At 40.8% G+C, this 11,645-nt stretch carries 10 protein-coding genes; all 10 read left to right on the plus strand.

Annotated features, from left to right (window positions below; translation table 11 throughout):
- The first annotated feature begins 7 nt into the window (after positions 1-7).
- The 10 genes from LJE72_RS02320 to LJE72_RS02365 all read left to right on the plus strand — a co-directional run bounded on the left by LJE72_RS02320 (position 8) and on the right by LJE72_RS02365 (position 11,430).
- Positions 8-1,348 (plus strand): beta-ketoacyl-[acyl-carrier-protein] synthase family protein, encoded by a 1,341-nt coding sequence (locus LJE72_RS02320; protein WP_229246007.1) that lies wholly within the window; start codon positions 8-10, stop codon positions 1,346-1,348.
- Positions 1,341-2,384: an NAD-dependent epimerase/dehydratase family protein gene (locus LJE72_RS02325; protein WP_229246009.1), complete on the plus strand. Its 1,044-nt coding sequence runs from the start codon at positions 1,341-1,343 to the stop codon at positions 2,382-2,384. The genes LJE72_RS02320 and LJE72_RS02325 overlap by 8 nt, the downstream gene beginning before the upstream one ends.
- A gap of 30 nt (positions 2,385-2,414) precedes the next feature.
- Entirely contained in the window at positions 2,415-3,707 is a 1,293-nt protein-coding gene (locus tag LJE72_RS02330; RefSeq protein ID WP_229246011.1) for a radical SAM/SPASM domain-containing protein, read from the plus strand.
- A gap of 126 nt (positions 3,708-3,833) precedes the next feature.
- Positions 3,834-4,625, plus strand: a complete 792-nt coding sequence (locus LJE72_RS02335) for a lipid II flippase Amj family protein (protein ID WP_229246013.1) — start codon at positions 3,834-3,836, stop codon at positions 4,623-4,625.
- Between the two features lie 907 nt (positions 4,626-5,532).
- On the plus strand, positions 5,533-6,360 hold the full coding sequence (locus LJE72_RS02340) for an amino acid ABC transporter substrate-binding protein (RefSeq protein WP_229246014.1): 828 nt from the start codon (positions 5,533-5,535) through the stop codon (positions 6,358-6,360).
- A 213-nt stretch (positions 6,361-6,573) separates the two neighbouring features.
- A complete protein-coding gene (locus LJE72_RS02345; RefSeq protein WP_229246016.1) occupies positions 6,574-7,215 on the plus strand; it encodes an amino acid ABC transporter permease in 642 nt (213 codons plus the stop codon).
- 77 nt (positions 7,216-7,292) lie between these two features.
- Positions 7,293-7,943 (plus strand): amino acid ABC transporter permease, encoded by a 651-nt coding sequence (locus LJE72_RS02350; RefSeq protein WP_229246018.1) that lies wholly within the window; start codon positions 7,293-7,295, stop codon positions 7,941-7,943.
- Positions 7,944-7,954: 11 nt separating this feature from the next.
- Entirely contained in the window at positions 7,955-8,713 is a 759-nt protein-coding gene (locus tag LJE72_RS02355) for an amino acid ABC transporter ATP-binding protein (RefSeq protein ID WP_282437816.1), read from the plus strand.
- A gap of 514 nt (positions 8,714-9,227) precedes the next feature.
- The gene (locus LJE72_RS02360) at positions 9,228-9,806 is read left to right on the plus strand and encodes a glycerol-3-phosphate acyltransferase (RefSeq protein WP_229246020.1); all 579 of its coding nucleotides are present in this window, start codon (positions 9,228-9,230) and stop codon (positions 9,804-9,806) included.
- Positions 9,807-9,810: 4 nt separating this feature from the next.
- Positions 9,811-11,430: an aminotransferase class V-fold PLP-dependent enzyme gene (locus LJE72_RS02365; RefSeq protein WP_229246022.1), complete on the plus strand. Its 1,620-nt coding sequence runs from the start codon at positions 9,811-9,813 to the stop codon at positions 11,428-11,430.
- The last annotated feature ends 215 nt before the right edge of the window (positions 11,431-11,645 follow it).

Below are 11,645 nucleotides of genomic sequence, written 5' to 3' on the forward strand. Positions count from 1 at the left end.
GGCTTAAATGAAACGAAGAGTTGTTATTACAGGGATTGGTCCGGCCACAGCCATAGGAATTGGCAAAAAGGATTTCTCCGCAGGCATATTCGGTTTAAAAACATGTTTAGCAGAGATCCCGAAAAACTATGAGCAGAACTATAGGTTTAAATCTCGTTACTTCGTGCCTAAACCCAAATTCTCTCTCACCGATTTAGGATTTCATAAATCAGTGGTAGGGATGATGGAAGAGGTCTCCAGACTTTCGGTATTGTGTACTATGCTTGCATTGCAGGATGCTGGGTTTAAGACAAGCAACGGAGATAAATATATGCAAGTTGAAGGTCTGCAAAACTGTGGCACCATTATCGGTATTGGAATGAGCAGCCTGCAGACAGCCTTCGATTCATATACGGCTCATATCGCCGATTCGAGGGTGTCGGCATCTGAGCCTCCCTCGACTTTAGAATCCAGCCCTAACTCTGACCCTGACCCAAGTCTTAATACGAACTTAAATCCGAATAAACCCAGATTCAATCGAATGGTTATTCCCATGCTGATGACAAATTCACCTGCTGCCTGGATATCCATTCTCTTCGGACTTAAAGGGTTCAGTTATACTCTCAATGCTTCCTGCGCTTCAGGAAGTTATGCTCTTGGTGAGGCTTACAGAACAATTTCTGATGGCAGATGTGATATGAGTCTAACGGGCGGTGTTGAGGCCTTGGCTGAAAGGAACGGGGCAATAATGAGGGGCTTTGATATGCTCTCCACGCTCACGAGAGCAAAGGATGGGAGGCCCCAACCTTTCTCTCCCCAAAGAAGTGGATTTTTATTTAACGAAGGGGCAGGTTGTGTTCTCGTCTTGGAGGAGCTAGAAGGAGCTCGAAGCAGGGGGGCGGAAATTTATGCTGAGGTTGTCGGGTATGAAGCGTGCAGTGACAACTATAACATTGTCCAAATGGATCCAAGTGGAGATAATATCGCCAGTCTTTTTGATAAGATTTGCCGAGGGATCAAAGTTGACTATCTGAATGCTCATGGAACAGCGACTCCAACAAATGACGACATAGAAAGCAGAGTGATTCAAAGAATCTTTGGGGATAAAAGCACCCAGCCATTGATTAATTCTACCAAAGGAATCTTAGGGCACAGCATCGGTGCCAGTGGAGCTTTGGAGGCAGCTGTAACTGCTCTATCTATTAAAGAATCCAGAATCCATGGTAATTTGACCTTTGAATCTATGGAAAATTTAAATCTCCCCATGGAAACACTTAAGACTCCCATTGAATATGCACTGTCCGCTTCCTACGGCTTTGGAGGACATAATGCTTTAATTCTTTTCAAGAGGTACCTGGAAGATGAGTAAGAATAAGAATGGAGTCATGATCACAGGCGCGACAGGATTTATTGGCAGTCACCTTACTAGGGAGTTTTGCAATAATCAGGTCAGAGTTGGTTGTCTGATCAGAAATGACAGCAACCTGACTAACCTTGAGGGGCTGCCCCTAGAGTTGAAGTCTGGGGATATCAGGAATGTTGAGGAATTGACACGAGCTTTCAGCGGCTATGATTGGGTTATTCATAATGCAGCAAAAGTAGCTGACTGGGGGGATTATAAGGAATTCTATGAGACAAATGCGCTAGGTACGGTCAATGTCTTAACCGCCTGTGTTCGCGCAGGGATAAAAAACGTCCTCATGACAGGGTCCAATTCTGTTTATGGAGAAGAAAACTGCTTTATCGTCAAGAATGAACAATCCCCCTATAATGCCCATTATCAGTACTTTGGAGACAGTCTTTTTCCTTGCCAGTTAAATTACTATCGTGATACCAAAACCCTGGCTAAGAAAGAGGCCTTAGCCTTTGCCGCAAGTCATGACCTGAACCTGACTATTTTAGAGCCTGTTTGGGTTTATGGAGAGAGGGAATTCAAAACAGGTTTTTACGAATACCTAAAAACAGCCAAGGAAGGAATACCCTTTGTCCCAGGAGCAAAGCAGAATAAATTTCATGTCATCTATGCCGGAGACTTAGCTAGAGCTTATTACCTGGCTTATACAAAAGAGCTGACTGGCATACACTGTATTCTAGTCGGCAATGAAGATCCTGAAAACATGGACAAGATTTATGAGTTGTTCTGTTCTGAGGCAGGGCTGAAAAAGCCCAGAAATCTTCCCAAGGGGTTGATCTACCCTCTTGCTTTCCTCATGGAACTTCTATTCAGTCTATTCAAATCTTCCAGGCCTCCGCTCTTAACCAGAGGAAGAGTGAATATGTTCTACGACAATATTGAGTTTTCCGTGGAAAAGGCCAGACAAACCCTAGGTTTTAGAAACTCTATAAGTCTGGAGGAAGGGGTCAAAAGAACGGTTTTTTGGTATAAACAGCAAGGGCTGATTTAATAAGTCAGTCTTGAGATGGGGGGATAACCTGTGATAACAGTCAGCAATGTTACAGGTCTGGGAAAAATAGTCTTTAATCTGAAATTAAAAATGAGCATTTTTTTTTACTTTTTCCCAGCGCTCTGGAAAGAGGAACTTTCCCTTAAAAGGTTTATTGCTCTAATGAAAAGGCTTCTGCTTTTTGTATCTAGAATGAGACATAATAAATTTGTAAAAATAGGGGAGAAGACTCGCTTAGGCTTGTATATCCCCGGTTTTCCGTCTCCGGCTTTTTACACTGCCTGCCAGAAATTCAGTCAATTTAAAGAAAGAATGCCCTGTACCACGGTCTTGTTATCGATTACATCCGCATGTCCTTATCATTGCAACCACTGTTATCAGAAGCTTGACAGGGGCAAAGATGTTGATATCAATACTCTGATCGGGATCGTCAGGAGGTTGCAGGAGATGGGAATTGCCTTTTTCAATATCGAGGGAGGAGAACCCTTCTTTGCTTATGAGCGGCTGAAGGAGGTTTGCTCAGCTATTGATTCCAGATCGGAAATCTGGATAAATTCTACGGGAGCCGGTATGACAGACGAGAGGCTTGCGGAACTAAAAGAGCTAAATGTGACCGCAGTCATGTTTTCTCTGCACAGCCCCGATCCAGACTCTTTCAATGGCTTTTTGGGCAAAGAATCTGCTTGGGATACTATGGAGGCAGGGGTTAAGATGTGTCAGAATGCGGATTTGGCGGTCGCCTTTAACACATGTCTGATGCGAGACGATTTTTACAATGGTATTTTTGAACATATCATGGAGGCAGCCAAGGACTTTAAGGTTTGTCTGATCCAAATTATAAAGCCCAAACCTGCGGGAGGGTGGCTAGAGAAAGAAGACCTCGAATTTACGCCCCAAGACATTGAATTTATCAAAGCTAAGGTAAACCGATACAATTTACAAGAAGAGTTTGCAGAATATCCAGCCATATCGGCTCAGATAATTGAAGAAGATGAGTCTGTTTTTGGCTGTACTGCCGGAGGAACAGACAGATTCTATATCAATGCCAAGGGAGACCTGCAACCCTGTGAGTTTCTGAATATTTCCTTTGGTAATATCATGATAGATAGATTTGAAGATATCTATCAAAAAATGCGTAATTGTTTCCCTTGGGGTGGGGAGTGTTATCTGTGCGAAAATTGTTCCCAAGAGATTCATAGGCTTTATCAAGAGAATAGCTTGAATTCCCTTCCACTGACCCCGGAGCTTTCGGAGCAGATCTATAGTTCTTGGGAGCGGGGGAGGCGAACGGATTTATATGATAGGTTGGAGAGGGTGAAGTAATCCACACCTAAGGATTACTTTGCGGGCATATTCACCAGAACTGGGAAAGAGGGGAAAGAAAAGGGTTGGAAGTTCTAGTTTACTGAGTAGGATAAAACCGTCAGATGGAGAAAGGATGGTGGGTCAGTGGAAAGAACGTTGGTTGTATTGATTATACTAACATCTATTATTCACCTTGTTGATACCCTGGCTTATTCGGTAAGGTTGAACTCTGTTAAGAGTGGGCAAGTTGCGTTATCCTTTTCGCTATTTAATCTCATCGCACTTGTGTCGCGTACTGCAAATACCTTTCTAGCCCCATTAATTGCTGGTATCATTGCCTTAAGTATTAGACGAGGATTAGATCCAATAATGGATATGCGTAAAGTAATTCTTGCTGCAACATTCGGAACTCTAGCGGGGGTAATTTTAATTCCATCATTCCTAAGGATTTTTGAGAAAGCTGTAAACCGCTTAGAAGTAACCGGGTCTGTCCCTTCCCTTGTTGTTGAAGCCTTACAGATAAACAATATTAAACGGATCGTAAAAAATGTCACTAAACCCTCCAAGACAATGCTAGAAAGATTAAGGTATAGAGAAATTCCCAAGCGATTGATTATTTTAAATGTATTAGTCACAGGAATATATACAATTGGCGTCCTTTCAGCAAGTTATGCGGCAACATTGGTTTCGGGGGAAGACAGACTTGAGGTTATTGCGTCATCGGGGATGATTAATGGGATTGCGGCAATTTTACTAACGCTTCTCATTGATCCGAAAGCAGCTATGATTACTGATCAAGCCTTAAGAGGAAAGAGACCTTATGGTGATGTCAAGGCCCTAGTGGTATTGCTTATTTCTTCGAAGGTTGTTGGTACTTTGTTAGGCCAGGTGTTGTTTTTACCTGCAGCTCGTGTAATTGCTTATTTTTACAGCTAATCCTTGAAGAGATTTTTATTGAGGGACTCATTCATCTCAAAAGGAAGATTCCAACGGGTTTCATTTACACAATGGTTTAAATTGGGCGTTAGATTAACACAACAAGCCCTGAAATAAAATATTACACACAAAAAAGCCACTGTGACCAGTGGCTTAACATTTCTATATATAAGAGCACGTAATGATCTATCTAACACCAATATAGATCGCTGATTACCTAACTAGGATCTTCCGACCATAATCAAGCAAGTTACCACCCATAATAATGATTCGTTCGACCTTACAAGATATCTACCCAGCTATATACAACCTCACGGCTGCATATAACCGAACTTCTTACACATGCATATATCATGCGACATATGGTTGCGTAAGAAACTCAACACCCGGCAAAATCTTAGCTCGACCCTTTAGGATAAGTTAGAACCCTAAAACAATCTAAGAGACTGCCCTAAAGCTTTTCCCCACCTCTAAAAGATCTTCCCTCCGACTATATACAAGCGTTTTACCACCTGAAGATAATCTTTGGCCGACCCATATACACCCGGTAAAGAGCATATATAAATCTTGGCTCAACCATTACGTACCCTTATGAACATATTATGGCTTTTAAGTTCTTGTTTTATTCTTGGAAATTTTAACCAATTTACCCGCTAATTGCAGCAAAGCGGATTCTATATTGATATATATCACAGACTGGAGATTACAGATTCTAATCAGGCACAGATGTCTGAGATCTAGCCAAAATGGTGTGTATTCGTGTATAGTAGTAGTGGTAGGAGGGATGCCATTGATATAAGAGATGTGTTAAAAATTGCACTTATTTATTGAAGGTTACAGAAACATAATTTAAAAAGTGTGGGTTCTTTAAAGACTATATGTATTAGTGAAGGGAAGGATAGTAAAGATGAAAAGAAGATGGTTAACACTTTTTGTGGCTATCTGTACAGTTGCTCTTTTAGTAGCAGGCTGCGGTCAGAAGTCTACAGACAAGAACCAAACGGGTGATCAATCCTGGAATAAAATTAAGGAAAAAGGGGAATTTGTCGTTGGTCTGGATGACAATTACCCGCCAGCAGGCTTCCGTGATAAAGCAGGAGAGTTGGTTGGCGTTGATATTGATTTAGCTAAAGAAGCGGCCAAGCGTTTAGGTGTTAAGGCTGTATTCAAACCAGTTCAATGGGATGGAGTTCTCTTGAATCTAAAAAGTGGGGAAATAGATCTCATCTGGAATGCTCTGGGTATCACTCCTGAAAGACAGCTGGAAATCGGGTTTACGGATAGTTATATGGAGGATCGGAATATTATCGTAGTAAAGTCCGGTTCACCAATCAAGTCCAAGGCGAATTTAGATGGAAAAACTATTGGACTTCAATTAGGCAGCACTGCGGAAGAAGCTGTTGCTAAAGATCCGATTTCTTCTAAACTTAAGGAAATCAGAAAGTTTGAAAGTCCGACGGTTGCCTTAATGGATTTAGAGGCTGGTCGCATTGACGCTGTAGTAACGAATGAAATGAATGCCCGTTACTTGATTACTACAGAAAAAACTGCAGATAAATATTATATTCTCACAGCAGAAGAAGGCGATTTTGACAAAGAGCCTTATGGTGTAGGTGTACGCATGGAAGATAAAGCCTTCCTCACTGAACTAAATAGAGTTCTCAATGAAATGAAGGCTGACGGGACTGCTGCCAAAATCAGTAATCAATGGTTTGGATCAAATATCATTAAGTAAGATTCAACTCCTTAAACCAACTAAACTTATACCTACATCCTTGGTGAGGGAGTCTGGGATTGGATTAAAAGGAATAGGAAGTTGACAAATCTCTTCCTATTCCTTGTTTTACACACAGAATGCTTGGCACTGGACAAGTTTTTTAACAGAGTATTTTCCTAAGCCTTGGTTTAAGGGGTATTAAAGACATTCATAAGGGGATTAGAGAAAACGATGGATTATGTTCTAACAATATTACCCGTTCTTTTAAAGGGTTTAAAGCTATCCCTAACGATTTATGGAATTGTAATTATCTTGATCTTTCCTCTAGCTATTTTGGCTGCCATCGGTAAAGTATCAGGCCCTCCAATTCTTAAAAAGATCTTATACTTATATACCTGGATCTGGCGGGGTACCCCCTTGTTGCTCCAATTATTTTTTATTTACTTTGGCTTACCTTACTTTGGCATTAATTTACCGCCATTAGTTGCAGTCATCATTGCCTTTGTTTTAAATGTAACCGCTTATGAAACAGAAATTATTCGGGCAGGTATTGAATCCATTGATAAGGGACAGTATGAAGCAGCTAAGGCTTTAGGATTGACTTATTTTCAGACGATGCGGCGGATTATTATTCCCCAGACGATTAGACGAGTGTTGCCTGCTACCTGTAATGAGGCAATCCTTACCTTTAAAGATACTGCCCTCGTTGCCGCGATTGGTATGGGTGATTTACTGCGCTCAGCCAAGGAAGTGGTCACATCTGATTTTAAAATTACAGCTTTTTTTGTTGCTTTTGGTTTTTACCTGATCATCTCTTCTATTTTACTTCAAGTCTTTAGCAAATTAGAAAAGAAATATTCTATTTACGAATAATAAGCCATTACTGTATGGGGCTATAATATAAATTATTAACGGTCTTATTTAAGGCAACGAAGGGATAAGAGACGATAATGGATCATATGGAATATGTTCTAAGTATACTTCCGTTTATTGCATCAGGATTGAAGTTAACTGCTAAGATTTATATAGCTACCTTAATATTCGCATTGCCTGTGGGACTTTTAGCAGCTATTGGCAAAGTGAAAGGGCCGAAGATAATCACTAAGATTTTATATTTATATACATGGATTTGGAGAGGCACGCCTTTGCTTTTGCAATTATTCTTCATGTTCTATGGATTGCCAATCATCGGTATTAGACTGTCACCTTTTGCTGCGGCAACTATTACCTATACCCTGAATTCTGGGGCTTATTTAACGGAAATTTTCAGAGGGGGTATAGAATCCATAGACAAAGGTCAATATGAAGCAGCTAAGGCTTTAGGAATGACTTATTCCCAAACGATGCGCCGGATCATTATTCCCCAAACTGTGAGAAGAGTTTTACCCCCTACCTGCAGTGAGGCTGTTAACTTGGTAAAGGAAACGGCACTGCTTGCAGTTATAGGAATGCCAGATCTATTACGGATTGCTACCCAGATCTTCACCAGGGATTTTAATATCACGCCATTTATCGTGGCGTTTGTTCTGTACCTAATTATCTCTTCTGTTCTTGTTAGATTATTTAGCACATTAGAGAAGAAATATTCAATTTATGAATAGGAGAGTAGAGAATGACGATGATACGGATGAGTAATATTCATAAATATTTTGGTAAACTGCATGTTCTTAAAGGCGTATCCCTAGAAGTCAATAAGGGAGAAATTATTTCAATTATTGGCCCCAGTGGCTCAGGAAAAAGCACCTTGCTCCGCTGTATGAATCAACTAGAAAAGATAGACCAGGGTATTGTCGAGATAGAAGGCATTGTAGTCGAGGCTGCAGGAGATAAAGAAGGAAAGGGTGTTGCTACTCCTCGGGAAGTTAGGACGGCCTACCGGAAAATGGGTATGGTGTTTCAAAGCTTTAACCTTTTCCCCCATATGACAGCACTGGGTAATGTGATAGAAGCGCCTATGCTTGTCAACAAGGCAACTAAAGACGACGCTTTAAAAATTGCTGAGAAGCAATTGGCAAAGGTGGGGTTGCTGGAGAAAAAAGATGCCTTTCCCTCTAAGTTATCCGGGGGACAAAAACAGCGGGTAGCAATCGCACGAGCATTAGCGATGAACCCTGATATTATGCTTTTTGATGAACCGACATCAGCTTTAGACCCCGAGCTAATAGGAGAAGTCCTAAGTGTTATTAAAAATTTGGCTCAGGAGCATATGACCATGTTGATCGTTACTCATGAAATGGGATTTGCCAAAGAAATCTCTGACCGGGTGATTTTTATGGATGATGGTAAAATCTTGGAGGATAGTAACCCAATAGACTTTTTTGATAGTCCTCGTCATCCCCGGATTAAAACCTTTTTAGAAAAGATGTTGTAAAAGATTCTGTAACGATGAGTGTGTGACCCAGATACCCACTTTAGAGAGTTATCTTACTTTAAGATCATAGTCGATTGCTCAAGAGATAAATTTATGGCGATAGCAAAAGAAGGAGGCTTTAGGTATAAAGCGATTAAATAACGCTTCGATTCATACCGGGCAAAATTATAAGTGCAGCTAGTAGTTCAACCAGTGAATACTAAATGAGAGTTATAGAGATATACTCTCTTTTTTTGTGTTCCTGAAGCTCAAAAAAGCTAATATGGATATTTATTCAAAATAACAAAAATATGTTAAGATTATATAATATTATTAAATTCCGAGACTCTCACTTCAAGCGGGTGTTCCTTATTCTACTTTAGTGACCATAGTCTCCACCCTAGTGTATCGTACCGGAGACTTATACCACCGAAGTCTCGATGTTCAGCTTTAGTTGAACGAGTTCACTAAATCGTACAGTTGCATAAATACATAAATACATAAATGCATAAACGTATAAAGAAACGAGAGGTGCTTGCTGATTGATATTCTGATGATCGTCATAGGTTATCTTCTTGGCGGAATCTCAACTGGGTATTACCTTGTTCTGTTGCTTTGCCGTGATGATGTTAGAAATTATGGTTCTGGTGCTACGGGTGCTACAAATGTTGGCAGGATTTTAGGCACAAAAGGTTTTTTGTTAACGTTTCTTGGAGATTTTTTTAAAGGCTTTCTAATTCCTGCTATAGCCATTTACCTAAAACTCTCAGACATAACTGTTGTCCTGAGCGTGATTGCCGTTGTAGCAGGACACATATGGCCGCTGCAACTTGGTTTTAGAGGAGGAAAGGGAGTAGCTGCTGCCTTCGGGGGAATAGTTGTGATTAATCCCTCACTAGCCTTGGTATTGTTTGCAATCACAATGGGGCTATTTGTACTGACCAGGAAATTTACCTTAAGCGGTCTTTTAAGTATTCTGGCATCCCCAATCATAGCATTCTTAATGTCACCGTCGGCAAATCAGGTTATTGGGATTTTGATCCTAGCAATTATATTACTTATTGCTCATAGAGGAAATATTGCGATGATACTGAAAGAGGTTTCAAGGAGGTAATAGCATGAGTCGTGGTTTATCCTTTAAAATTGCTACTGAGGACTGGGAGTTTGAGCAAATTCACGCTCTTAACTACAAAACATTTGTTCAAGAAATCCCCCAGCATGGTGTCAATAGAGAGAAAAAGTTAGTAGATAAGTTTCATGAGGAAAATTCATATTGCATTTGCCTTCGCGATAGGAAGCTCTTAGGAATGCTGGCGTGTCGAAGTAAACGTCCCTTTTCATTAGACTTAAAACTGGCCGATTTAGCTGCATACTTACCCCCACACAACGGATTGTGCGAGATTCGTCTCCTTTCAGTTGAAAAAGAGGTTAGGGGCGGTCGAATCCTTGTTGGATTGATGAACATGCTTATGGAATATTGTAACGAGCAGGGATACGACTTAGCTGTAATATCGGGAACGGTAAGACAGTTGAAGTTGTATCAGCATCTTGGCTTCATACCTTTCGGGCCACTTGTCGGCAAACCCGAAGCTATGTTCCAACCCATGTACCTTGCACGAGAAACTATCGTCCGGAATCTGAATAGTTTTCTGGAACAGCAACCTAGGCTAAAGACTGCTGTGAAAGATAGGGTTAACTTCCTTCCCGGACCTGTAAGGATTTGTGAAGCCGTTAAAGAGGCTTTTATTAAAACTCCGGTTTCTCATCGTTCCGATAGATTTCTGAAAGATATTGCCCAAATCCAGCATAAGCTCTCTCAATTGGTTAATTCGAAAAGCGTTCAGATCTTACTGGGATCAGGCACCCTCGCTAACGATGTCGTAGCTGCCAATCTTTCAAATAAAGGGAAGGGCCTAGTTGTCAGTAATGGTGAATTTGGCGAACGGTTAGTTGACCATGCCCAAAGGGCTGGGCTTGATTTCAAAGAGTTTAAGAATACTTGGGGGAAGGCTATTTACTATGATGAGCTAGAAATTATTCTTGATCAAGACCCCTCCATTAAGTGGGTATGGGCAGTACATCTAGAGACATCAACAGGGGTTCTTAATGATTTGTCAAAGTTAAAATACATCTGTAAGAAGCGAAATATTATACTCTGCCTAGATTGTGTCAGCTCTATCGGGGCCTTGCCAATTGATCTGAAAGGAGTTTATCTCGCGTCGGGCGTAAGTGGCAAAGCTCTATGTTCGTATCCGGGGTTAAGTTTTGTTTTCTATAATCACGCTTTAAGTGGACAAGGTCTGCCCCGTTATATGGATCTGGAATTATATAGTAAGTCAGAAGGAGTACCCTTTACCCATTCATCAAATTTTATCTATGCTTTGCAAAATGCTTTAAATTTAACCTTATCTAGGGACTTTTCTATTAATGCACAGTTTGCCGCGGGATTAAGAAGACAGTTAAGAGCACTTGGGATAAAAGTTGTAGCAGCGGAGGAATACGCGTCCCCCAATGTTATAAGCTTTGAGCTTCCCGAGGATCTCAGTTCTGAAACGATAGGGGCGAGGCTGGAAAATGAGGGCTATTATCTTAGCTATCGAAGCTCCTATTTACTTAAGCGAAATTGGCTTCAAGTTTGCTTGATGGGAGAATATGATCAGAGGGTTATTGAAGCCTTTCCTTCGATCTTAGCTTCATGCTTGACTATGGAAGAGGATAGGATTTTAAAGGTAAAATAAAATGGAGTCTGTTTTATGAGCAAACCAAAGGCTTTCGAAGTTAGGATGCACTCAATAGCGAACTTAGGCGGAAATATATGGAGTTTGATGGTATGCCGAAGTGCAGTGTATACCTTAAACAGCAAACATCAAAAATGGTAGTCTAAAGCAGGATTCTTTCATAGCTGCTCTTTAATTTCGATCAAAATCATGGTATTATGCAAACTAAGAGAATT

This window comes from Desulfosporosinus shakirovi, assembly GCF_020595055.1.
In the GTDB taxonomy this organism is placed as follows: Bacteria; Bacillota; Desulfitobacteriia; order Desulfitobacteriales; family Desulfitobacteriaceae; genus Desulfosporosinus; species Desulfosporosinus shakirovi.

Bases quoted from the DNA above. Each gene is read 5' to 3' on its own strand.
- LJE72_RS02320 (WP_229246007.1), top strand. From the start codon at position 8: ATGAAACGAAGAGTTGTTATTACAGGGATTGGTCCGGCCACAGCCATA.
- LJE72_RS02325 (WP_229246009.1), top strand. From the start codon at position 1,341: ATGAGTAAGAATAAGAATGGAGTCATGATCACAGGCGCGACAGGATTT.
- LJE72_RS02340 (WP_229246014.1), top strand. From the start codon at position 5,533: ATGAAAAGAAGATGGTTAACACTTTTTGTGGCTATCTGTACAGTTGCT.
- LJE72_RS02345 (WP_229246016.1), top strand. From the start codon at position 6,574: ATGGATTATGTTCTAACAATATTACCCGTTCTTTTAAAGGGTTTAAAG.
- LJE72_RS02350 (WP_229246018.1), top strand. From the start codon at position 7,293: ATGGATCATATGGAATATGTTCTAAGTATACTTCCGTTTATTGCATCA.
- LJE72_RS02355 (WP_282437816.1), top strand. From the start codon at position 7,955: ATGACGATGATACGGATGAGTAATATTCATAAATATTTTGGTAAACTG.
- LJE72_RS02365 (WP_229246022.1), top strand. From the start codon at position 9,811: ATGAGTCGTGGTTTATCCTTTAAAATTGCTACTGAGGACTGGGAGTTT.